Source organism: Oceanicola sp. D3 (genome assembly GCF_006351965.1).
GTDB lineage: Bacteria > Pseudomonadota > Alphaproteobacteria > Rhodobacterales > Rhodobacteraceae > Vannielia.
This window is the reverse complement of sequence record NZ_CP040932.1, coordinates 1,151,330-1,173,733: the sequence shown is the minus strand read 5'-3', so window position 1 is coordinate 1,173,733 and position 22,404 is coordinate 1,151,330. Positions and strand designations below refer to the sequence as shown.

25 protein-coding genes are annotated in these 22,404 nt (G+C 63.6%); 5 read left to right on the top strand and 20 right to left on the bottom strand.

From position 1 onward, the window contains the following. Positions 1 to 81 precede the first annotated feature (81 nt). The 6 genes from FHY55_RS05975 to FHY55_RS20445 all read right to left on the bottom strand — a co-directional run bounded on the left by FHY55_RS05975 (position 82) and on the right by FHY55_RS20445 (position 6,669). Complete coding sequence (locus FHY55_RS05975; protein ID WP_140013314.1) at positions 82 to 1,614, bottom strand: AAA family ATPase; 1,533 nt, start codon at positions 1,612 to 1,614, stop codon at positions 82 to 84. Between the two features lie 135 nt (positions 1,615 to 1,749). Next, positions 1,750 to 2,388 (bottom strand): acyl-homoserine-lactone synthase, encoded by a 639-nt coding sequence (locus FHY55_RS05970; RefSeq protein ID WP_140013313.1) that lies wholly within the window; start codon positions 2,386 to 2,388, stop codon positions 1,750 to 1,752. A gap of 117 nt (positions 2,389 to 2,505) precedes the next feature. Further along, a complete protein-coding gene (locus tag FHY55_RS05965; RefSeq protein WP_140013312.1) occupies positions 2,506 to 3,222 on the bottom strand; it encodes a LuxR family transcriptional regulator in 717 nt (238 codons plus the stop codon). 418 nt (positions 3,223 to 3,640) lie between these two features. Next, positions 3,641 to 4,939 carry a crotonyl-CoA carboxylase/reductase gene (ccrA, locus tag FHY55_RS05955; protein ID WP_140013310.1) on the bottom strand — a complete coding sequence of 433 codons (1,299 nt, stop codon included), beginning with the start codon at positions 4,937 to 4,939 and terminating at the stop codon, positions 3,641 to 3,643. A gap of 108 nt (positions 4,940 to 5,047) precedes the next feature. After that, entirely contained in the window at positions 5,048 to 6,502 is a 1,455-nt protein-coding gene (locus tag FHY55_RS05950) for a 1-acyl-sn-glycerol-3-phosphate acyltransferase (protein WP_140013309.1), read from the bottom strand. After that, entirely contained in the window at positions 6,499 to 6,669 is a 171-nt protein-coding gene (locus tag FHY55_RS20445; protein ID WP_168222944.1) for a hypothetical protein, read from the bottom strand. Before FHY55_RS20445 ends, FHY55_RS05950 begins: the two co-directional genes overlap by 4 nt. A gap of 21 nt (positions 6,670 to 6,690) precedes the next feature. On the opposite strand from FHY55_RS20445, the gene FHY55_RS05945 reads away from it, so the two are divergent. The 4 genes from FHY55_RS05945 to FHY55_RS05930 all read left to right on the top strand — a co-directional run bounded on the left by FHY55_RS05945 (position 6,691) and on the right by FHY55_RS05930 (position 10,943). Further along, the gene (locus FHY55_RS05945) at positions 6,691 to 8,658 is read left to right on the top strand and encodes a protein meaA (RefSeq protein ID WP_140013308.1); all 1,968 of its coding nucleotides are present in this window, start codon (positions 6,691 to 6,693) and stop codon (positions 8,656 to 8,658) included. Between the two features lie 186 nt (positions 8,659 to 8,844). Then, positions 8,845 to 9,180, top strand: coding sequence for an H-NS family nucleoid-associated regulatory protein (locus FHY55_RS05940; protein ID WP_140013307.1), 336 nt, complete (start codon positions 8,845 to 8,847; stop codon positions 9,178 to 9,180). A 59-nt stretch (positions 9,181 to 9,239) separates the two neighbouring features. Then, the gene (gene deoD, locus FHY55_RS05935; RefSeq protein WP_140013306.1) at positions 9,240 to 9,947 is read left to right on the top strand and encodes a purine-nucleoside phosphorylase; all 708 of its coding nucleotides are present in this window, start codon (positions 9,240 to 9,242) and stop codon (positions 9,945 to 9,947) included. A gap of 12 nt (positions 9,948 to 9,959) precedes the next feature. Next, positions 9,960 to 10,943 (top strand): aldo/keto reductase, encoded by a 984-nt coding sequence (locus tag FHY55_RS05930; RefSeq protein WP_140013305.1) that lies wholly within the window; start codon positions 9,960 to 9,962, stop codon positions 10,941 to 10,943. Between the two features lie 27 nt (positions 10,944 to 10,970). On the opposite strand, the gene FHY55_RS05925 is transcribed toward FHY55_RS05930, so the two are convergent. Then, positions 10,971 to 11,819, bottom strand: coding sequence for an urea carboxylase-associated family protein (locus FHY55_RS05925; protein ID WP_140013304.1), 849 nt, complete (start codon positions 11,817 to 11,819; stop codon positions 10,971 to 10,973). 208 nt (positions 11,820 to 12,027) lie between these two features. Here FHY55_RS05925 and FHY55_RS05920 point away from each other — a divergent pair, with 208 nt between their 5' ends. Then, complete coding sequence (locus FHY55_RS05920) at positions 12,028 to 12,552, top strand: hypothetical protein (protein WP_210410541.1); 525 nt, start codon at positions 12,028 to 12,030, stop codon at positions 12,550 to 12,552. Positions 12,553 to 12,561: 9 nt separating this feature from the next. Here FHY55_RS05920 and FHY55_RS05915 read toward each other — a convergent pair whose 3' ends face one another. From FHY55_RS05915 to FHY55_RS05855, 13 genes are all read right to left on the bottom strand, one after another. After that, complete coding sequence (locus FHY55_RS05915) at positions 12,562 to 13,209, bottom strand: hypothetical protein (RefSeq protein ID WP_140013302.1); 648 nt, start codon at positions 13,207 to 13,209, stop codon at positions 12,562 to 12,564. A gap of 95 nt (positions 13,210 to 13,304) precedes the next feature. After that, on the bottom strand, positions 13,305 to 14,084 hold the full coding sequence (locus tag FHY55_RS05910; protein ID WP_140013301.1) for a succinate dehydrogenase iron-sulfur subunit: 780 nt from the start codon (positions 14,082 to 14,084) through the stop codon (positions 13,305 to 13,307). Between the two features lie 11 nt (positions 14,085 to 14,095). Continuing rightward, a complete protein-coding gene (locus FHY55_RS05905; protein ID WP_140013300.1) occupies positions 14,096 to 14,413 on the bottom strand; it encodes a hypothetical protein in 318 nt (105 codons plus the stop codon). After that, on the bottom strand, positions 14,410 to 15,225 hold the full coding sequence (locus tag FHY55_RS05900; RefSeq protein ID WP_140013299.1) for a sulfotransferase domain-containing protein: 816 nt from the start codon (positions 15,223 to 15,225) through the stop codon (positions 14,410 to 14,412). Before FHY55_RS05900 ends, FHY55_RS05905 begins: the two co-directional genes overlap by 4 nt. After that, complete coding sequence (locus FHY55_RS05895) at positions 15,225 to 15,980, bottom strand: hypothetical protein (protein WP_140013298.1); 756 nt, start codon at positions 15,978 to 15,980, stop codon at positions 15,225 to 15,227. The genes FHY55_RS05900 and FHY55_RS05895 overlap by 1 nt, the downstream gene beginning before the upstream one ends. A gap of 42 nt (positions 15,981 to 16,022) precedes the next feature. Further along, positions 16,023 to 17,828 carry a succinate dehydrogenase flavoprotein subunit gene (gene sdhA, locus FHY55_RS05890; protein ID WP_140013297.1) on the bottom strand — a complete coding sequence of 602 codons (1,806 nt, stop codon included), beginning with the start codon at positions 17,826 to 17,828 and terminating at the stop codon, positions 16,023 to 16,025. Positions 17,829 to 17,878: 50 nt separating this feature from the next. Continuing rightward, the gene (locus tag FHY55_RS05885) at positions 17,879 to 18,463 is read right to left on the bottom strand and encodes a hypothetical protein (protein WP_140013296.1); all 585 of its coding nucleotides are present in this window, start codon (positions 18,461 to 18,463) and stop codon (positions 17,879 to 17,881) included. A gap of 9 nt (positions 18,464 to 18,472) precedes the next feature. Next, a complete protein-coding gene (gene sdhD / locus FHY55_RS05880) occupies positions 18,473 to 18,844 on the bottom strand; it encodes a succinate dehydrogenase, hydrophobic membrane anchor protein (protein ID WP_140013295.1) in 372 nt (123 codons plus the stop codon). Positions 18,845 to 18,856: 12 nt separating this feature from the next. After that, a complete protein-coding gene (sdhC, locus tag FHY55_RS05875) occupies positions 18,857 to 19,243 on the bottom strand; it encodes a succinate dehydrogenase, cytochrome b556 subunit (protein ID WP_140013294.1) in 387 nt (128 codons plus the stop codon). 280 nt (positions 19,244 to 19,523) lie between these two features. Next, positions 19,524 to 20,558 (bottom strand): MaoC family dehydratase, encoded by a 1,035-nt coding sequence (locus FHY55_RS05870; protein ID WP_140013293.1) that lies wholly within the window; start codon positions 20,556 to 20,558, stop codon positions 19,524 to 19,526. Beyond that, positions 20,558 to 20,761 (bottom strand): DUF1737 domain-containing protein, encoded by a 204-nt coding sequence (locus tag FHY55_RS05865; RefSeq protein WP_140013292.1) that lies wholly within the window; start codon positions 20,759 to 20,761, stop codon positions 20,558 to 20,560. The genes FHY55_RS05870 and FHY55_RS05865 overlap by 1 nt, the downstream gene beginning before the upstream one ends. 4 nt (positions 20,762 to 20,765) lie before the next feature. Next, positions 20,766 to 21,326 carry an NnrU family protein gene (locus FHY55_RS05860; protein ID WP_140013291.1) on the bottom strand — a complete coding sequence of 187 codons (561 nt, stop codon included), beginning with the start codon at positions 21,324 to 21,326 and terminating at the stop codon, positions 20,766 to 20,768. A 42-nt stretch (positions 21,327 to 21,368) separates the two neighbouring features. Continuing rightward, positions 21,369 to 22,235, bottom strand: coding sequence for a CoA ester lyase (locus FHY55_RS05855; protein WP_140013290.1), 867 nt, complete (start codon positions 22,233 to 22,235; stop codon positions 21,369 to 21,371). Between the last annotated feature and the right edge of the window lie 169 nt (positions 22,236 to 22,404).

Sequence of the window (22,404 nt, the reverse complement as noted above, 5' to 3'; positions counted from 1 at the left end):
GCCTGGCCCGGGGATCTCCCCGCCAAGAGGTCCTCGGGTCGAGCCCGAGGATGACGGTGCGCTTCTGCTGGCGGGATGGAGTTACTCCGGCGCTTCCGCCTCCAGCGTAAGCGGGGCCACGGGGGCCTCAAGATCTGCCGTGGTGAGCGGCTCGGTGGGCCGGGCGAGGCGGTTGCGGGTGCACCACAGAAGCCGCTCTTCGGCGCGGGTGATGGCCACGTAGGCGAGGCGTTTCCACAGCGGTTGGCCGGCCTCTTCGCGGCCCATGCGGGCGGCGACGAAGAGATCGGGGGCGAAGACCTGAACGGAGGGCCATTGTGACCCCTGCGCCTTGTGGATCGTCACCGCCGCCCCATGCAGGAAGGTCGCGCCCATGCGGGCGGCGTAGGGGATGAAGGGCTCTTCCTCGTCGGGCAGTTCGATTTTTACGATGGAAGCCGCAGAGACCTGCGGTTGCTCGGCCCCGATGACGTGGAGCTTGGAGAAACCCGCCTTCTTGCCCGGCCCGAGGTAGACGACCTGTGCGCCCTTGATCAAGCCACGCGCCTCAAGGTCGAGCCGCTTTTTGCGGTGCTTCATTGGCAGCTCGATCCCATCGCAGATCAGCGGCTCGCCGGGCAGCAGCGCGTCAGGCGGAGCGTGGTAGGCGGCGCGGAAGGCGTGGATGAGGCGGATGCGGGTGTTGTTGCGCCAGACCAGCACGGGAGAGCGGGCCATGAGCGCGGCCTCGACCCGCTCGGCCATCACCACGCGGTCGTCGGCACGGGCCTTGTCGGCCACCATCTGCTCGAAGTCCTGAAAGGACAGGGCGGGATCGGCAAGCGCGTGGGCGAGGTCTAGAATGGGGTTGTCATCGGCCTGCCGGTGGATGCGGTGCAGTTCGAGACGGCGCTTTTCGGGCAGGCGGTCGAAGACCATGTTGCCCGATTGCTTGACCGGCGCGAGCTGGGCCGGGTCGCCGAAGAGGACCAGCGCCTGAAAGATCTCGCGCAGGTCTTCGAATTGATCATCCGAGAGCATGGAGCTTTCGTCGATGAAGCCGATATCGAGCGGCTCTTCGCGGCGCTTCCAGCCGGTGATGAAGTCGGAGCCGCGAAGGCCGGCGGAGGCCAGCGCGGCGGGCACCGATTTGTGGGTTTGATAGACGGCAAAGGCGCGGTCCAGCGCGGCCTCTGTCAGGCCTTCCATCGGCTCGGGGCGCTCACCCTGCCCTGCCAGCCATTCAGCGATGCGTTCATACTCGGGGTCATAGACCGGCGTGTAGAGGATGCGGTGGATGGTGGTGGCCGCGACGCCGCGATTGCGGAGCACCGAGGCGGCCTTGTTGGTGGGGGCGAGGATGGCGAGGGTGCGGCGATCCTTGCGGGGTTTGCCCTCCCAATCGCCCGAGATCACATCCACCCCGGCTTCGGCCAGCGCATCGGCCAGCCGGGCGAGCAGCAGGGTTTTGCCCGAGCCGGCCTTGCCCATCACCGCCGTCACGCTGCCCTTGCCCTCGGCCATTGGGGTCGTTGTCTCGTTATCGAGATCGACACCGTGGCGACGCAGCACATCGGACAGGGTATCCCAGGCTTGGGCCTGATCGTCGGACAGGTGGAGTGCGGGGAGGGTCATGGGGCGGAGACTATAGCCTTTCGGGTGCACATTGAATCGCTTATTCGCTGCCTCTTCCCGCGGTCGAACGCGAAAAGCGCTGCAGGGTTCAACGATCAGAACCCGAAAGGCTTTAGTTGCTCCGCCCCCGGGCTGCTAGGCCGAAACCGCCTCGCGCGCGCCGGAAAGGCGGCCAAAGGCGCGGTCGAACCAGTGGCGGGAAAGCGCCGGGCTGAGGCCTGCCTTGCGTGCCATGGCGAGGCGGGTGGGCTCGGACATTTGCCACAGCCCGACAGAGATGGCCTCGCGCCCCGTGCCGGAGGTGCCGAGCACGGTGGGGGGCCAGCCAAGCCGGGCGTAGATGCGCACCATTCGGGCATCGAACACACCGACCGCGTCGGTCAGGTGAAAGCCCTGCCCCAGTTCGGCCCCGCCCAGCATGAGCGCGGCGGCCACCCGCCCCTCGGCCTCGGGCGCGAGGCAGAAACGGGTGCATTCCCAGATCAGCGGGTGGGAAATGGTGACGCCATCGGTGAGGTGGGTGAAGTGATCGTTCACCATGCAGGGAGCGATGGTGGGCAAAAACCGCATGGACCCGCCGTGGCTGCCATCGGCGCGTTGCCAGATGACATAGAGCGGGTTCATCGCGTCATAGCTATCCCGCTCCGCCCCATCGGCATCGACCGTGACCGCCCAGCCCAGCCGATCCGAGAATTGCCGGGCGCGGTCGCGGAACATGGTCTCACGCAGTTTGGGAAACTTGGAAAGCTCTTCACCGTAGATATAGCGCAACATTGGGACTCCCTCCGTCATGGTTGCTTGGAACGGGAGTCAGATTAGGAATTTATCGTTAAGGTTGTTAAGAAGCTAAATTCGACACGTTAAGATTGCATAAATCTTTTGCCGATCTGCTCAGAAAACCAGCCGTCCTTGCGCCAATGCGAGTGCCACCGCGTGGGTCGTGTTCATCGCGCCGAGCTTATAGCGGGCCCCTTCGATGTAGACGCGCAGGGTGTGTTCGGAGATTTCGAGGCTTTCGGAGGCTTGGGCCCGGCTGTAGCCGAGGGCCAGAAGGGTCAGCGCGTCGCGCTCGCGGGGGGACAGCGCTCTGGCGGTGGACTTGGCGGTGCCGCCATTCTCGATTTCGAGGGCTTTCTGGTTGAGATAATGGGCCGCAAGGATGAGGTCTCGGGTGTGGGCCTCGGTGAAGCGCGTCCACTTCGTGTCACTGGCGTTATGGGACACGGTAAACATGGCGAACTGCCCGGAGGGCCCGCGGATGGGCACGGTGTAGCCCTGATTGCCGACCCCGGCATTTTGCGCCTCGCCCATGAAATCGCGGCTGACTTTGCCCGACCAATCGAGCCGCCGCCAATCGACCGGGTGAAAACGCTGGTAGCAGCCCACAACCACCGGGTCGATCCGGTCATATCCGTTGGAAAGGTACTGATCGACCCAGTCGGTGGAATAAGTCAGCGCGGCGTATTGCCCGCCGGATGCGTTGACGGAGTGATAAACGACGTGCTCGACCTCGTAGATATCGCGCAGATCGAAGACGCTGGCTTGCACATCGTCAAGCGTGCTCGCCTGCTGCAAGCCCTCGATAAACTGTTCCAGCACAGCTGCCATCGCCGTCCGCCGAAGCGTCTCCCCTGAACGATGCAGGCGCGCAGCCCGTCTCATGACGCGCGACGTCGATCGTCTCCAGCAGCTTCCCCTCCAGCGCGGTCAGCTTGTTACGCTCTGCATAGGTCCGCAGATCGGCCAAGACGTCGAGTACCCACTCGTGTTTCATAGGCAGCCTCAATCCTAAAGGTTAACGATATATTAACACAACCCTAGCATGTGATTTCGCCCGGGAAAATTCGCGGAAAAGCGGTCCCCTGAAATGGGGAGATGGCAATTTCTATGCACTTAGTTGCGATGTTTAGTAAATCAGCCAAAGAAAATCGGGAGACTGGGCATCTCCCGATGAAAATAAAACACAACCTTAGCGAGCATTTCCCGCCGCGCAGGAGGGGTGCGCGGCGGGGTCTCGGAGCTGTGTTCAGAGGCCGTTGCCGCGGGCTTCGAGCGCGTCTTCGAGGGTGCGCAGGCCGGTCTTTGGGGCCTGCACCAGCACCGCCATGTTGCCGGGCTTGTGCTCGTTCTTCAGCATCTTCATGTGGGCTGCCGGGATCTCGTCCCAGGGGAACACCTCGGACATGCAGGGATCGAGCCGGCGCTCAACCATCAGGCGGTTGGCCGATGCGGCCTGCTTGAGGTTGGCGAAGTGGGAGCCTTGCAGGCGCTTCTGGTGCATCCACATGTAGCGCACGTCGAAGGTGGTGTTGAACCCGGAGGTGCCCGCGCAGATCACCACGATGCCGCCCTTTTTGACGACCAGCGTGGAGACAGGGAAGGTCGCCTCGCCGGGGTGCTCGAAGACCATGTCGACGCTGACGCCCTTGCCGGTGATATCCCAGATCGCCTTGCCGAACTTGCGGGCCTCCTTCAGCCACTCGTTATACTCGGGGCTGTTCACCGTGGGGAGCTGGCCCCAGCAGTTGAAGTCTTTCCGGTTGATGACGCCCTTTGCGCCCTGATCCAGCACGAACTGGCGCTTGCTCTCGTCCGAGATCACACCGATGGCATTGGCGCCCGCCGTGTTGGCAAGCTGGATCGCGTAGGAGCCGAGGCCGCCCGAGGCGCCCCAGACCAGCACGTTCTGGCCCGGCTTCAGCTCATGCGGGTGGTGGCCGAAGAGCATGCGGTAGGCGGTGGCCAGCGTGAGGGTATAGCAGGCGCTTTCTTCCCACGTCAGGTGGCGCGGGCGCGGCATGAGCTGCTGGGCCTGCACGCGGGTGAACTGGGCGAAGGAACCATCGCCGGTTTCGTACCCCCAGATCCGCTGGGTGGGCGAGAACATCGGGTCGCCGCCGTTGCACTCTTCGTCGTCGCCGTCGTCCTGGTTGCAGTGGATCACCACCTCGTCGCCGACCTTCCAGCGCTTCACCTTGTCACCGACCTTCCAGACGATGCCCGAGGCGTCGGAACCCGCGATGTGATAGGCCTCCCCATGCACGTCAAACGGGCTGATCGGCTGGCCGAGACCGGCCCAGACGCCGTTGTAGTTGACGCCTGCGGCCATGACGAGAACGAGCACCTCGTGGCTGTCGATCTCCCATGTGTCGACCACTTCCTTCTGAAACGACACATCCGGCTCGCCGTGACGCTCGCGGCGGATCGCCCATGCATACATCTTGGGCGGCACGTAGCCCATCGGGGGCATTTCGCCGATTTCGTAGAGTTCTTTCTCCTCGGCCTCGTAAGCGGCCTGCGGGGCTTCGGTGGTGTCCAGAGCCATGGTTTCTCTCCTCAGGTCGTTCTGCGGCGCAGAATCGCGCCTTGATCTCACGAGGTTCTACGAATGCCTGCGCAAGATTGCAATACGGCTGACGTCTAATTTGTAATTTTATGTCTCACTGGATTTTGGATCGGCGTCAGCCTGGGCAGTGTACTTCGCAGCTGCATCATCGGCAGGCAGGAGTCTGGAGCGTGGCAAGGTTGCATCTGCAGCATCTGTAACCTGCGCCAACTGCGGGGCAACGGAGGCCGCGTAGAAAGCAAAAAGTGCAGCTTCTTCACGGATAACGGCGATACCCTCCGGGGTTTCAGACAGCAGGTTGCGGTCGCGCAGGATTCGCAGGGCATTTTCCAGCGCGTAGGCCGGGTTGGCGCGGGGGACGTGCAGCACCACATCGGCGGCTTCCAACTGGCGGATCCGGGCGTTCCACCGGCGCTCCAGTTCGGCGCGCGACAGCGGCTCTTCGGCCTCGGTCAGCAGGGTGGCCAGCAGCGGCACCGGCAGCACCGGCATCACCGCCTCGATCCGGCGCATCAACTCGCCCCCCAACGCCTCGGTATCGCCGGGAAAGCTGGCCAGCGAGAGCGGATCGCCAAAGCTCACCGCCGCGTAGCCAAGATGGTGAGACATGCCCCGCACCCGAAGCACCAGCCGCCGGAGAAGCCAGCGGAAGACCACGCGGATGCGAGTGGGAAAGCCGCCGCCGCCCTGCGCGGCGATGAGCACGCGGTCTTCCAGCACCCTGTCGTAGTTGAGGGCGGTGGGCACGAAGACAACTTCGGTGCCATCCTGCGCGGCCTCGGTGATATAGGCCAGCAGCCCCAGCTTGGCCTCGCCGGGCGCGCCGGTGAGAGAAAGCCGCCCCTCGGGGAACATTGCCTGCGTCACATGGGCCCGCGTGGCCACTCCGACATAGGTGGCCAGCACCGTGCGATAGAGTTCGCCACGGGATTTGCGGCGGATGAAGTAGGCACCCATTGCCCGGATCAGCGTGCGCAGCGGCCAGACCCGCGCCCATTCTCCCACGGCATAGGAGAGCGTGGTGCGTTGGGCCACGAGGTAGGTGACGAGCACGTAATCCATGTTGGAGCGGTGGTTCATGACGTAGACGACAGTGGCGTCGGTCGGGATGGCCGCCAGCTTGGCCTCATCCAGCCGCGCAAGGCGGACGCGGAAGAGCGAGGTGGCCAGCCATTTGGCGGCGCGTATGGCAAAGCCGAAGTAGGCGAAGGCGGAGAAGCCGGGCACGATCTCGCGGGCGTAGCGGCGGGCCTGCTCGAATGCGACCTCTTCGGGGATGCCCTCGGCCTTGGCGTGCGCGGTGACGGCGGCGAGCACTTGGGGCGCGTAGGTCACACGTTGGATCGTGTCGCGCCGGCGGGCCAGTTTGAAGGGTTCGATGGGGCGGGCAAGGCGGGTGTTGAGCCGGGCCACGGCCTTCTCCAGCCGCCGCCGAAAGAACCAGCGGACGGACGGGAACAGGAAGTGCGAGGCAAAGGTGACGCCAGCAAACAGCAGGATCAGGAGAAAGAGCCAGAGAGGGAGCGAGACCGTCTGCGTCATGAGAAGAGAGTTGCAGGTGCCGCGCCCCGGGTAAATCCCCGGCAGAGGCCGCCGAATGCGCCGTGGTTTGGCAGATTTGCGGCATCCCTGCCCTCGCCGCGTTGCAGCGAATTGACAATGGTATAATCTTTCGCCAGAAACACGTCGAACGGAATATTCTTGCTCAACCGATTCATCGGAGGCCCATCATGTCGCAACCGCAGCAAAAAGACCGCCCATGGCTGTTCCGGACCTATGCCGGGCACTCCACTGCCACCGCCTCCAACGCGCTTTACCGCGCCAACCTCGCCAAGGGGCAGACCGGCCTTTCGGTGGCCTTCGACCTGCCGACGCAGACGGGCTACGACAGTGACGATCCGCGCGCCAAGGGCGAAGTGGGCAAGGTGGGGGTGCCGGTGGCGCATTTGGGCGACATGCGGGCGCTGTTTGCCGATATTCCGCTGGAGCAGATGAACACCTCGATGACGATCAACGCGACCGCGCCGTGGTTGCTGGCGCTCTACATCGCGGTGGCCGAAGAGCAGGGCGCGGATGTGTCGAAGCTGCAAGGGACGGTGCAGAACGACATCATCAAGGAATACCTGAGCCGTGGCACTTATGTGTGCCCGCCCAAGCCCTCGCTGAAGCTCATCACCGACGTCGCGGCCTACTGCTACACCAATGTGCCCAAGTGGAACCCGATGAACGTGTGTTCCTACCACCTGCAAGAGGCGGGGGCGACGCCGGAGCAGGAGCTGGCCTTCGCGCTGGCTACGGCGATTGCGGTGCTGGATGCGCTGAAGGGGCAGGTGCCGGAGAAGGACTTTCCGGTGCTTGTGGGGCGGATCTCGTTTTTCGTGAACGCGGGCATCCGGTTTGTGACCGAGATGTGCAAGATGCGCGCCTTCGTGGACCTCTGGGATGAGATCTGCCGGGAGCGCTACGGGGTGGACGACCCGAAGATGCGGCGCTTTCGCTATGGCGTGCAGGTCAACAGCCTTGGGCTGACGGAGCAGCAACCGGAGAATAACGTTTATCGCATTCTCATCGAAATGCTGGCTGTGACGCTGAGCAAGAAGGCGCGGGCAAGGGCGGTGCAGCTTCCGGCGTGGAACGAGGCGCTGGGGCTGCCGCGCCCGTGGGATCAGCAATGGTCGCTCCGGATGCAGCAGATCATGGCCTATGAAACCGACCTGCTGGAATACGGCGACCTGTTTGATGGCAACCCGGCGGTCGATGCCAAGGTGGAGGCGCTGAAGGAAGGTGCCCGCGCGGAGCTGGCGCAACTCGACGGGATGGGCGGCGCGATTGCGGCGATTGATTACATGAAGGCGCGGCTGGTGGAGAGCAATGCCGAGCGGCTGGGCCGGGTGGAAACGGGCGAAACCGTGGTGGTGGGCGTCAACCGCTGGGCCGAGGGCGAACCCTCGCCGCTGATGGGCGAGGATGGCGGCATCATGACGGTGGACCCGGCGGTTGAGGCCGACCAGATTGCGCGGCTCCAGGCCTGGCGCCAGGACCGGGACGCCGAGGCCGTGGCCAAGGCACTGGAAGCGCTGAAAGCCGCAGCGCAGGCAGGCGAAAACGTGATGGAGCCCTCGATTGCCGCGGCGAAGGCGGGGGCGACGACGGGCGAATGGGCCGGTGCGATGCGGGCCGTGTTTGGCGAGTATCGCGGGCCGACCGGCGTGGCGCGGGCGCCATCCAACCGCACCGAGGGGCTGGACGAGATTCGCGAGGCTGTTGACTTGGTATCGGACCGGCTTGGGCGGCGGCTGAAATTTCTCGTTGGCAAACCGGGGCTGGATGGCCACTCAAACGGGGCCGAGCAGATTGCCTGCCGCGCGCGTGACTGCGGGATGGATATTGCCTATGAGGGCATTCGCCTGACGCCCGAAGAGATTGTGGCCGCCGCGCAGGAACAAGAGGCGCATGTTGTGGGCCTGTCGATCCTTTCGGGTAGCCATTTGCCGCTCATTACCGAAACGCTGGAAAGAATGCGGGAGGCCGGACTTTCGCATATTCCGCTGATCGTGGGCGGTATCATTCCGGATGAGGATGCCAAGGCTTTGAAAGACATGGGCGTTTCCCAAGTGTATACGCCAAAGGATTTTGAGCTGAACCGGATCATGATGGATATCGTTGCACTGGCCGAGCCGCAGGAAGCGGCCGCCTGAGATTGCCGCGCGAGGGCGATTGGCCGGAATTCTGGGGCGAAATGGCTCTTGGAACTCTGACACTTTTAATTCATTTTTAATTCGCTTATGGTGGGCTCTTGCGGGCTGCCTGTATTTTTGGGCGCTATTTAACGTTCCCGCGTAACCACTCACACGATAACCGGAACAACTAGGAAGGGTTTCATAATGGCCGTAAGCCTCAAGGGGATGAACCGCAAAGAGCTGGAAAAGCTGAAAGCGGATGTCGAAAAGGCACTGGAAAAGGCTGCCGAAGAAGATCGCAAAGCTGCGAAAGCCGCTGCTGAAAAGGCCGCGTTGGCCCATGGGTTCAGCCTTGATGAATTGACCGGCGGTGCGGCGAAACGCGGCCGTAAGGGCGCCAAAGCATCGGGCCCGAAAGGCGCGCCGAAGTACGCCAATCCTGACGACAAGAGCCAGACGTGGACTGGGCGCGGCCGTCAGCCCGCCTGGATCAAGTCGGGCCTTGAGGCGGGAAAGTCGCTTGAGGATTTCGCTATCTGAGCCATCTTCTGTGCGGGGCGGACAGAAGAGCCGCCCCCTGACAGACAGAGGGACAGCGCATGACAGTGCATATCGGCGCAAAGCCGGGCGAGATCGCCGAGGTGGTCTTGCTTCCGGGCGATCCGTATCGTGCCCGTTGGGCAGCAGAAACCTTCCTTGAAAAACCCAAGTGCATCAACGAGGTGCGCGGCATGCTGGGATTCACCGGCACGTGGCGCGGCCATGCGGTGACGATCCAGGGCAGCGGCATGGGGATGCCTTCGCTGTCGATCTACGCAAATGAGTTGATCCGCGATTATGGAGCGAAAACGCTCATCCGCATCGGCTCCTGCGGGGCGATGCAGGAGGCCGTTGCGGTGCGGGACGTGGTGCTGGCCATGACGGCGAGCACGCTTTCGACCCCGTCGCGCGGGATATTTCGGGAATTGAACTTCGCGCCCTGTGCCGATTGGTCCCTGCTGCGCGCAGCGGCCAAGGCAGCGGAGGCGAAATCTATCACGACCCATGTTGGCGGCATCTATTCGTCGGATGTGTTTTATGACGAGCGCCCCGATTTGAACGAGCAAATGGAGCGTCACGGAATTCTGGCCGTCGAAATGGAGGCGGCCGAACTTTACACTCTTGCCGCCCGCTACGGTTGCAGGGCGCTTGCCGTGCTTACCGTTTCTGACCATCTGAAAACCCATGAGGCGCTTCCGAGTGATGCGCGCGAAAAGACTTTCGGCGATATGGTCGAAATCGCGTTGGAAGCGGCCTTTCCTGAATAAAGGACTCAAGAAATGAAGAAACGCAAACTTGGTGCGAACGGGCCAGAGGTTTCGGCAATCGGCTTGGGCTGTATGTCATTTGCTGGTTTTTTTGGCGAAACCGATCTGGAAACATCTGTCGCCTGCCTTGATACCGCATGGGCTGCCGGGATCGACTTTTTGGATACGGCGAACATCTACGGCATGGGCCGGTCGGAGAGCGCGATTGGCGAATGGCTGAAGGGCACCGATGCGACGCCGGTGATTGCCACCAAAGCCTCTATCGTGCCCAAGCCGACGCGGCACTATCGCAATGACGAAGACCACCTGCGCAGCGAATTGGAAAAGAGCCTTGAACGGCTGGGCGTGAGCAGTGTTGGCCTATTCTACGCCCATCGGCGAGAGCAGGAGCGGCCGGTGGAGGAGCTGGCTGAAACTATGGCCAAGTTTATGGAAGAAGGGCTGATTGGGGGCTACGGGCTGAGCGAAGTGGCGCCCGCCACCATTCGCCGCGCTCATGCGGTGAAGCCAGTGATGGCGGTGCAGAACGAATATTCGCTCTGGTCGCGCCAACCCGAGATGGGTGTGATTCAGGCCTGCAAAGAGCTGGGCGTGGCTTTTGTGCCTTTCAGCCCGCTGGCGCGCGGCGAGTTGAGCGACACGGTGCCTAACCCCGAGACCATGGCCGAAACCGACTTTCGCCGGAACAGCCCGCGTTGGCAGGAGCCCAACCGCAGCTATAACCAGAAGGCGCTGGACGGTTTCCGCGCCTATGCCGCTGGGCGGGGCGTGCCGACCTCGAAGCTGGCGATGGCTTGGGTGCTGGGCCGCGGCGATCATCTTATCCCGATCCCCGGCACGCGCACGGGCGCGCATTTGCAGGAATGGGTGGACGCCGCAGAGATGGAGCTGACGGCGGAGGATTATGCCGAGATCGAGGCGATCCTGCCGGTAGGGTTTGCCCATGGCGACAGGTATTCTGACGCGCAGACCATCGGGGTTGAGCGCTATTGCTAGCGGTGGGTTTCGCTCACCGATCCGCCCTCACGAACCGTGGGTTCGGTCGTAGCCGTTGACTGGCGGGCTCTGCCAGCCCTCCAGTGCGGCGGGCGGCGGGGCGAACACCTCGCAAAGGAGCGGGTAGCACTGGGCGGTATCAGAGCTGTGCTCTGCGCCGCAGTCGCCGCCCGGGCAGGCGGACAGCCCGGCGAGCAGGTCGATCTCGGCGAAGAGTTCGATGTAATCGCCTTGCCGCGCGGGCGTGGCCTTCATGAAATACTGGCCAGTGTCGGCAGTGAAGCCGGTGCACATGAAGACGTTCAGGACGTCGTGCACCAGAGGCTCGGCACCCTGGATGCCCTCCCCCGTCCATGCGGCGAGGGCGCGGGTGAGGTTGGAGTGGCAGCAGTGGTGGTACTGGCCTCCTGTCAGCAGGGTGTTGGTGTAGGGGTCGCAGCGGGTGCCGATGACATCATGCACCCGGCCGCCGAATTCATCTGCCCCATACCAGGCAAGGCTGTCGGCGGTGAGGGTGGCCATGGGACGAAGCGTGGGGAAGGATGACCACATGCGATCGCCCGTGGTGATATGCGTGCCATGCAGTGCCCGGGTTTTGCCCGAGTAGAAGCGCTCGGAAAGATTGGCGAGGTTCCACAGATTCAAATCGCCCACCTGCCCGCCCTCCGGACAGGAAATGCGCAGGAACTGGCCGGCCCGCACCGGAATGCAGCGCGCCTCGCGGGGCGGCACAAGCTCTTCGCCGGTTTTGCGGGCCTGCGCGCGGGCACGGCTGTATAGCCCAAGGTCCGGCTGCGGCAGGCTGTGCGGCGAATAGCAAATGACCGGCGGCACCGCGCGGGCGGCCTCGGCATAATCGGGCTCTTGTGTGCTCATGATGGGGCTCAGGGGATTGTGACTGCTCGGCGTGAATGTAAGCAGACAGTTGCGCCCAGTGAAAGGGCACGGGCGCAGCAGGCCGCGCAATCGGCGGGCATTAACTGGATTTCAAGGTAACAGGGGGATGACAGGGCGGAAGACAGCAGTCTAGGGTGGAGTTGAGCACGTACGACCCAACACCCGAATGGCAGTCAACGGAGGTATAATGCTTCTGCCCGCACTTGGTTCCGTCCTCTCCGCAATTTTTTTGTCCGGGCCTGTCGACGCCCCGCCGGAGGTACCCGCCAAGGTGATCCCGGCCTACGCAACGGCCAAGCTCATCAGCCCCGAGCCACATTCGGGCGACTTGAAACGCGGCTTTCTCAACGCCCTGAACAAGCAGTATCCGACGAACAACTGCCCTTCTGGCTTTCGCTCCAACCTGCGCAAATTTCCCGAGGTCGAGATTTGTGTGACCTACAGCGACTTTCGCGGGGCCTGCAAACGGCTGCGGGAAGATGCCTTCAATTGCCAAATGGCCTTTACCATCGGCGTTGCCTCTCCCACCCATCCGGGCGTTTTGGGCAAGCTGAAAAAGACCACCACCGAGATTGAACGGGAAGACCTGATCTTTACCCACGACTGGCGCGGCTGGCGCTGGCAGGCGGAGGGCGACGCGGTGGACGCGCTGGTGCCTGCCGAGTTTCGGGGCCGTCAGCCATTTTCGCGCGAAGAGGCAATGCGGCACTGACTTGCGCGCTCAGGGCTGGCGCGGGCAGACCATGCGGTGCGGCGGCGCGTCTATGTTTTGCGAGACTGTCGGCGGGATCACGTCCCAACGCATGTGCTGGTAGCTCCAGACCCGGGTAACATCATCTTGCTGAGACAGCGCGTGGACCTCGAAGTTATACTCGCGCCTCGGGTGGCGCAGGCTCCACGAAAAACTGTTGCGCATGAAGGCAGTGGCTCCATGCTTGGCCGCTTCGGCACACATCGCCCGGCGGCTTGTTAGCTCTCCTGCGACGACCATCGCCAAAGTGCCCGCAAGCAGCGCGACACCCAATGCCCAAACGGGGCGGGCACCGCGCCATTTGAGAAAGAGCAAACCGCCCAGGCCAGCGAGGAGAAAGCCACCGAGCGCCCAAGGTGCCAGCTCGGCGGCGAGCGCAGGGGCACGCAGGATGCGGCCCATCAGAAAGAGCGCGGAGGGAGGGAAGGCGGCGCCGGCAAGCGCGATCAGGGGGCTTCCGGCCATTGTGCCTGCCAGCAGGGCAAAGCCTGAGAGTTGAACAGCGATGCGCCCTGCCCTGCCCCGCGCGCCTTGATGGCGCAGCCCGGCACAGAACCAAAGCCAACCGGCTGCTCCGGCGAGCCATGCCACGACGGCGCAGGCAAGGAGCCAGAGCATCACGGCGCGTTAGACGAAAGACGCAACCGCCGGCGCCACGGGAGTGGTGCGGGCCGTGCCCTTACCACGCCCCACGGCGCTGACGGCAAGGCGCATCACACCACCCGCTCGACCATCATCTTCTTGATATGCGCGATGGCCTTGGCCGGGTTCAGGCCCTTGGGGCAGGTCTTGGCGCAGTTCATGATGGTGTGGCAGCGGTAGAGCTTGAAGGGGTCTTCCAGCTCGTCCAGCCGCTCGCCGGTGGCCTCGTCACGGCTGTCGATGATCCAGCGATAGGCGTGGAGCAGCGCGGCGGGGCCGAGGTAGCGATCGGAGTTCCACCAGTAGCTCGGGCAGGCGGTGGAGCAGGAGGCGCACATCACGCATTCATAGAGGCCGTCGAGCTTCTTGCGGTCTTCGATGCTTTGCTTCCACTCCTTCTCGGGGCGCTGCGTCTTGGTTTCCAGCCAGGGCATGATCGAGGCGTGCTGGGCGTAGAAATGGGTGAGGTCGGGGATGAGATCCTTGACCACCGGCATATGCGGTAGCGGGTAGATCTTCACGTCGCCCTTGATCTCGTCCATGCCATAGATGCAGGCCAGCGTGTTGATGCCGTCGATGTTCATCGCGCAGGAACCGCAGATGCCCTCGCGGCAGGAGCGGCGGAAGGTGAGCGTGGGGTCGATCTCGTTCTTGATCTTGATCAGCGCGTCCAGAACCATCGGGCCGCATTGGTCCATGTCGATGAAATAGGTATCGACCGCCGGGTTATTGCCCGAGTCCGGATCGTAGCGGTAGATCTGGAACTTCCGCACATTGGTCGCCCCTTCGGGCTTCGGCCAGGTCTTGCCGGTGGTGATGCGGGAGTTCTTGGGCAGTGTCAGCTGGACCATGGGTCAGGCTCCTATCCGTTCAGGATCAGCGGGAGACCTTCCCGCGTGATACAATTGATAGCTTCGGGGCGTTGGGCGGTGGCCACAACGATTTCGGTCGAGCGCGGCGAGATGCCGGTGGCGGCCTCCTGCGCCAGCGTCGAGATTTCGCCCGCGCTCATGTTGTCGATCAGGCATTCGGTCACCAGATCGGGCGGCACGCCGGGCAGCTTTTCCTGCACGATGGGGCGCACCACGCTCTTGGCCGCCTCCCGCGCGACGATGTCGACGGGGTTGGCGTCGCAGGCGGCGAGCAGGAGCATCAGCGGAAGGATGGCGCGGAGGATCATGGGTGGGCCCTTTCGTGCGGCTCGGCAGGAGCCGGGGCCTGAAGCCGCGCAAGCCAGCTGTCATCAGCCTCGTAGCCCAGCGCGGCAAGGTCGGCCCCGTAGCGCTCAGCGTAAACCTGCGCCACGGCGGGCGGCAACTCGGTTTGCCACCGCTTGAGCGCCCCTTCGCTTGCGACATGGCCCATGAGGTGGCGGGGGCGGTCATCGATCTTGGCCATTCCGCCAAAGAGCGACTGCTCCCAGAAGGCCTTTTTGGCGGTTTCCAGCTCGTCGCCCTCAAGCCCGAGGTGGGCCATCGCAGCGCCGAAGAGGGCGCAATCGGTATCTTCGATGAGGTCTTCGTACTTCAATTCGAAGACGCGCGGATCACCCCAGGGCCAGGCGCGCATTTCTTCCACGGTTTCGCGGTGCTTGCCGTCCATCTCGAAGAGCAGCTTGGCCTCGTCGTCTTGTAGCGCGTTCAGGTGCTGCTGGTAGCTCTTGCCGCCGAGTTCCTCGCGCGGCTCATGCAGCCATTTCTCGCCCTGCTTGGCGGCAAAGTGGTGATAGACGCAGCCCGAAAGCATGATGTCTCGCGGGTCGCGGATGACATGGACAAAGGCAACGTCGTCTCGCGCCCAGAGGTCAGGCGGGAAGTAGCCCGCCCAGTTGACGAGGAAGGCACGGCCCTCGGCGGGCACTTTCCACATCGCCTCGTCGCGCCAGATGCCGTGCCAATCGAGATCGAACGCCCAACCCATGGCCTGAATCGTACGGCGCATCCAGACGGTGCCGGACTTGTGGTGGGTGGCAAAGCACATGAGGCGGGCCATCAACGGGCGGCCTCCACCGGTTGGCCACGGCCCTGCACCTTGAGCGCGTAGGTCCAGATTTCCTCGGCCACGTGGGGCGGGTTCTGGCGGGTGAAGCCACGGAAGATGGTTTCTTCAAAGCGCACCTCGCCCAGCCATCCGGCAGCGCGGGGCAGGCAGACGGGGGTAATGCCGCGCTCGAAGCACCAGCGGGCCAGCCGCACGTCGACGAACTTCTGGCTGCCCGACATGTAGCTGTGCAGCGGAAAGTCCTCGCCGCGCATCACCGCCGCATTGGTGGCGATCTGGTCGACCACCGTGGGCTTTTCCAGCGTTTCGTAGAAGCGGAAGGGTTTGCGGTAGTCGGCGATGTTGACGGGCTTGTAGCGCAGGTATTTCAGCAGCTTGCTGGGCGCGAGGCTGAACTGCGGCTCGTAGTAGAGTGAGCCGTGATAGCCGCCCAGATACTTGCCGGGCCCAAGCGCCTCCATCGCGGCGATGGAGTTGGCCACGAAATCGGGCGGGTAGATCATGTCGTCGTCGATCATGAACACCCAGTCGGCCCCGCTCACATCGGGATAGAACTTGCCCACATCCTTCTGGTCTTCATCGGGGATGATCTGGGCGATCTTTTCCTCGCCCGCGAAGGCCTCCAGCGGGGCGTCATACTGGTTGAGCACAATATTCAACCGGTTGACCTGCGGCAGGATGGCCGCGACCACATCAGCGAGGTTGCTCTCGCGCGGCGGATAGGTGGCGAGGTTGGCGACGATCATGCCGCCCACCGGGATATGGTGCCCTGCCCCATCACGAATGCCTCAATAGACCCGCGCCTTGGGGGCGATCTTCTTGAGATCGATGCCGCCGTCTTCGTGCTTGGAGAGCGGGTCGAGGTGCACGGGGCGGTAGCTGAGGTTTACCTCGTTGCCCTCGACGGTGGCGAGGGAGTGCTTGCGCCACTCGTTGTCGTCACGGTCGGGGTAATCCTCGTGGGCGTGGGCCCCGCGGCTTTCCTTGCGGGCCTCGGCGCCGACGATGGTGGCGAGCGCGTTGGGCATGAGGTTGGTCAGCTCCAGCGTTTCCATCAGGTCGGAGTTCCAGATGAGGGAGCGGTCGGTCACCTTGATGTCGTCCATCTTGGCGGCCACGGCCTTCATCTTCTCCACGCCTTCGGCCAGCGTCTTGTCGGTGCGGAACACCGCCGCATCGGCCTGCATGGTGCGCTGCATCTCGTCGCGCAGATCGGCAGTGGAGATGGAGCCATCGGCGTGGCGCAGCTTGTCGAAGCGGTCGAGCGCGGCGTCGACGGAGGCGGTGTTGAGGTCGGGGTTGGCGCTGGCCGGGTCCACCACCTTTGCGGCGCGGATCGCGGCGGCGCGGCCGAATACCACGAGGTCGATCAGCGAGTTGGAGCCGAGGCGGTTGGCGCCATGCACCGAGGCACAGCCCGCTTCGCCCACGGCCATGAGGCCGGGCGCGATGGCATCGGGGTCATCCGCCGTGGGGTTCAGCACCTCGCCCCAGTAGTTCGTCGGGATGCCGCCCATGTTGTAGTGCACGGTGGGGAGCACCGGGATCGGCTCTTTCGTCAGATCGACCCCGGCGAAGATGCGGGCGCTCTCGGAGATGCCGGGCAGACGCTCGGCCAAGGTTTCAGGCGGCAGGTGGTTGAGGTGGAGGAAGATGTGATCTTTCTCCTTACCCACGCCCCTGCCCTCGCGGATTTCCATCGTCATGCAGCGGCTGACGACGTCACGCGAGGCGAGATCCTTGTAGGTGGGCGCATAGCGCTCCATGAAGCGCTCGCCCTCGGAGTTGGTCAGATAACCGCCCTCGCCGCGCGCGCCCTCGGTGATGAGGCAGCCGGAGCCGTAGATGCCGGTGGGGTGGAACTGGACGAACTCCATGTCTTGAAGCGGCAGCCCAGCGCGGGCGGCCATGCCGCCGCCGTCGCCGGTGCAGGTGTGGGCGGAGGTGGCGGAGAAGTAGGCGCGGCCATAACCGCCGGTGGCCAGCACTACCATTTTGGCGCGGAACACGTGAATGGTGCCGTCATCGAGCTTCCAGCAGACCACCCCCTGGCAGGCGCCGTCATCGCCCATGATGAGGTCGATGGCGAAATATTCGATGTAGAATTCGGCGTTGTGCTTGAGCGACTGGCCGTAGAGCGTGTGCAGGATCGCATGGCCGGTGCGGTCGGCGGCGGCGCAGGTGCGCTGCACGGGCGGGCCCTCGCCAAACTCGGTGGTGTGGCCGCCGAAGGGGCGCTGGTAGATCTTGCCTTCCTCGGTACGGGAGAAGGGCACGCCGTAGTGCTCCAGCTCGTAAACCGCCTTGGGCGCCTCGCGGGCGAGATATTCCATCGCGTCGGTGTCGCCCAGCCAATCGGAACCCTTCACGGTGTCATACATGTGCCACTGCCAGTGGTCGGGGCCCATGTTGGAGAGGCTCGCGGCAATGCCACCCTGCGCCGCCACGGTGTGCGAGCGGGTCGGGAAGACCTTGGTGACACAGGCGGTTTTCAGCCCCTGCTCGGCCATGCCGAGGGTTGCTCGCAGGCCAGAGCCGCCTGCGCCCACAACCACCACGTCATAGGTGTGCGTCTCGTATTCGTAAGCTGCCATGGTCTCGTCCTTGCGGTTGTCTCGGGCGCTTTCGCGTCAGGTTGTTTCTACTATTCGAACCATGAGAGCACACCCAGCTCCACCTGCCCCGGAGCGAGGTCGGGGGAGCTGAGGTCTTCCATCTGTTCGTAGCGGGCGCCGATGAGGGCGCTGAAGCTTTCGCCGCCGTCTGGCAGGAATGTGGAGTGAAGCGCGGCGCTGTCGACCCCGAAGTAGCGCGCCAGGCGTGCCAGTTCTTCGCCGTGCTGCGCGGGATCGTAAACCTGCGTTGCGGCGTATCTCAGTGTTGCCTCGCGGTAGCTGGCCGGATCGGCGAGGAAGGCGAGAGACAGGATTTCGCCGTCCAAATAGGTTGTGACCGACCAGGTGGCGAAGTCTTCTTCAACGAGGTGGTGATAGGCCGGGCCGGCCTGTGCAAGCTGCTCAAGCGTGCCGTCGGTTCCGATCATGATCCAATGCGGCTTGGCGAGCCCGGCCCAGACAGCCTCTGCCAGCTCTCTGTCTTCTCCGGCGTCTCCAGAGAGTTCGTAGAGCGGCAGGCTTGCAGAACCCACTGACTGCACGATCTGCGCCTCCAGAGCCGAGAGAGTCTCGGCGCTGGTTTGCAGTTGCATGTAGTCAGTAAATTCAGACATTGCCGCCCCTTAGAGCGCCAGCTTGATCAGCGCCAGAACACCGGCGGCGATCAGCACCCAGGTTCCGGCGGCGACGGCCATCAGCAGCAGTTTGCCAGCGACGCCGTGCACGTAGTCTTCTACCGCCTCGTCGATCTCCATCTTGATGTGCAGCAGCCCCATGGTGAGGCCGATGCCCAGTGCGAGGGCGACAAAGGGGTTGGCAAAATAGCTCTGCACCTCGTCAAAGCCGCGGCCCAGCCCGGCGCCGAAGATGAAAACGAAGAGCGGCACGAGGATCACGAGGCTCAGCGAGCTTGCCATCATCTTCCAGTGGTGCGCGGTGCCCTCGGAGCCAGAGCCGAGGCCGGTGGCGCGTTTGCGGTCGGTGATGAATTTCATCGTCTCTCTCCCTTACACCACGATGGCCGTGAAGAGCGCCAGAACGGTGGCGCCGATGAACATGCCCCAGCCGAGCTTTTCGGAGATCGGGACCTCAAGGCAGTAGCCGAAATCCCAGATCACGTGCCGAAGGCGACCGAGCATGTGATACCAGATCGCCCAGCTGGCGAGGAACATGATGATATCGCCGATGAAGCTGGTCATCAGCCAGTTGATCCAGTTGAAGGCAGGCTCCGAGAAGGCCGCGGCCAGCAGCCACCACACCACGAGAAAGGCGGTGCCGAAGGAGGCAATGCCGGTGATGCGGACCATGATCGAGGAGATCGAGGTGATCTGGGGCCGGTAGTACGGGCCGATCATGAAGGGCGAAAGCGGGCGGTCCCGGTTCATATCTGCCATGAACGCTCTCCTGTTGGGCGCTGTCACGGTGCGAGTGGCCGGACGCGGCGCAGTGGGTGGCGTGCCGCGCGGGTGGCCGTGCGGGCGTGCTGCGCCTTTCCATTGGCATTTTTCGTCGGGGGAGTCACGGGTTAAACCGATGAAAAACGGTCGGAGTTTGGGCGCTAACAGAGAGTTTTCTTTGGCTTGTGATCACGAATTTCCGGCGCGTGATCACAAATCCACGGGTTCTGGCCCGGCTTTGCCCTTCGCTCCTCAACCGCCCTCACCGCTTAAGGTTCTACCTCGGGATCAGTGCCCAGTAGTCGAGATCGAGGAGAACGTGGGGGAGGTACTTGCCGTCGTCGCCCTTTAGCTCACCGGCCCGGGTTTCGGCACCTTTGACCGCCACGAGCCGCAGGCGCAGCGCTCCGATGTCCTCGGTCAGCGCTGCGGTGTCGAGCACCTCTGTCCAGGCGCGCACTGTGTCACCCGCGAAGCAGGGGTTGGCATGGGCGCCGCCGTTGATCGCCACCAACATCTGCGCATTGGCCAGCCCGTTGAAGCTGAGGGCGCGGGTCAGCGAAATCACGTGGCCGCCGTAGATCAGCCGCTTGCCGTCTTCGCGGTTGGTAGCATCGAAATGCACCTTGGCGGTGTTCTGCCAGAGGCGGGTGGCCAGCATGTGCTCGGCCTCCTCGATGGTAACTCCGTCGACATGGTCGATCACCTCGCCCTCGGCATAGTCACCCCAACGGTGCGGCTCACCGGCGGCGATAAAGTCGTAGTCGGCGAAGGTGAGACCTTCGGGGATCACCAGATCCTGCGGCGCTACGACCTTTGCCAGCTCGGGGATCGTGGTTTCGGGTGCGGGGGCGTCTAGCTTGCCTTTTCGCACCATCACCCAGCGGACGTATTCCAGCACCGGCTCGCCGAGTTGATCGCGCCCGGTGGTGCGCACGTAGACCACGCCAGACTTGCCGTTGGAGTTTTGTTTGAGCCCGATAACCTCGGACTCGCTGCTCAGCGTATCCCCCGCATAGACAGGCTTCAGCCAACGGCCCTCGGCATAGCCGAGGTTGGCCACGGCGTTCAGCGAGATGTCGGGCACGGTTTTTCCGAAGACCACGTGGAAGGTGATGAGATCATCCAGCGGCGAGCCTTCCAGCCCGCAATCTGCCGCGAACACATCGGAGGAGTGCAAGGCATGGCGGGCCGGGTAGAGCGCGTGGTAGAGCGCCCGCTCGCCTTCGGCCACCGTGCGCGGCACCGCGTGGCGGATCACCTCGCCCAGCCTGTAGTCTTCAAAGAACCGGCCCGGGTTGGTTTTGCCCATCAGTGCTCTCCCAGCTTGGTATCGGGCGTGTAGGTGCCCTCGACCTCCTTGGTCACGGCCTGCCCGCAGCGCATCACACCGTTGGAGGCGTCAAAGCTGTATTGCGGGTCGCCATGCAGCGCCCAGCCCTTGTTTAGCGCGGCGGTGACCTTGTGGCAGAAGGCCGATGTGTCGTCTTCGGTGAGAAAGCGGTAGAGTTTCATAGAGTTATCCAAACACAGGGTAGCCGAGCAGGCCGTGGATCCAGCCGATCAGGCCGAGCAGCAGGATGGAAATGGCAAAGAACATCGCATCCTTGGCGATGGAGCCTTTTGGCGGCGGCGTCCACTCCGGCTCGGCGCGGTTGATGACCGCCATTTCCACCAGAGCCCAGATCAGCAGCGCGCCAAAGAGGATCACGGTGGCGAGGTCGCCGTTGACCAGCAGGTGGGCGAAGGCCCAGAGCGCGAAACCGCAGAGCATGGGATGGCGCATTTTGTAGAAGAGCGCGCCTTTGGAGGGGCCGGGCGAGGTGAAATAGAGCGCGACGAGCACCAGCAGGTTGTTGAGGTGGCGCAGCCAATAGGGCGGATACCAGATGTCGGGTGAGGCATCTGCCATGCGGATGCCGAAGGTCATCAGCACGACGGAGGCGATGAGGGCCAGTGCCATTGCCCCCTTGCCGCCATTGCCCATCGCCGCGCGGCGCTCTGGCGCGATGCGCTTGAAGAGGTGGGCGAGCCACCAGAGCGCAAGGCCGGCGATCAGGAGTATGAGCGGGAGTGCCATCTGGGTATGCTCAGGAAGTGAACCGTTGAGTTCACTTTGCCCTCATTCGGCCATCGCTGCAATGGCCTCTGCCTTGGCGAGCGTGGCACGGGCGGTTTCGATATGCAGGTTCTCCACGATCCGGCCATCGACCACCGCCACCCCCTGCCCGCTCGCCTCGACCTCTTGATAGGCCGCGATCTGACGGCGTGCGAGGTCGATTTCAGTATCCGATGGAGCGAAGGCGGCGTTGGTGATGTCCAACTGCGCGGGGTGAATCAGGGTTTTGCCGTCAAACCCGAGGTCGCGGCCCTGCGCGCATTCGGCCTTCAGGCCCTCGTCGTCCTTGAAGGCATTATACACCCCGTCGATCGCCACGATCCCGGCGGCGCGGGCGGCCATGAGGCATTGCTGGAGGGCGAACATCATTGGCAGCCGGTCCGCGCGGCTGCGGCAGTTCAACTCCTTGGCCAGATCGTTGGTGCCCATCACGAAGCCGCCCATGCCCGGGGCCTGCGCGATGGAAAGCGCGTTGAAGATGCCCATCGGCGTTTCCATCATCGCCCAGATCTTCGTGTTGCTGGCGCCTGCCGCGTCGAGTTGCGCCTTTACGGCGGCGATTTCGTCAGCGTGGCCGACCTTGGGCAGCAAGATTGCATCGGGGGCCAGCTTGCACATGGCCTCAAGGTCGGCCGCTCCCCACTGCGTGTCTGCGCCGTTGACCCGAACGATACGGGCACGCGGGCCATAGTCTGCCGTCGGGAGGGTCTTGGCCAGCAGCGCGCGCGCTTCCTCCTTGGCGTCCGCCGTCACCGCATCTTCAAGGTCGAAGATGATGGCATCGCACGGCAGGGTTGCCGCCTTCTCCAGCGCGCGGGGCTTGGAGCCGGGGATATAGAGCAGCGAGCGATAGGGGCGTGTGGCGGGCATTGATTCTCTCCGGGCGGGTTGCACGTGCAGAAAGACCAAATGCTGCGTCGCCGCGCAAGATCATTTCTGAAATTGAGACAGGATGGCAACTTTCGGTCTTGCCGAACAAGGGCCTTTGCCACCGTCGCGGAGGGTTAACGAGATGATCACCACTTTGGGCGCAGCATTC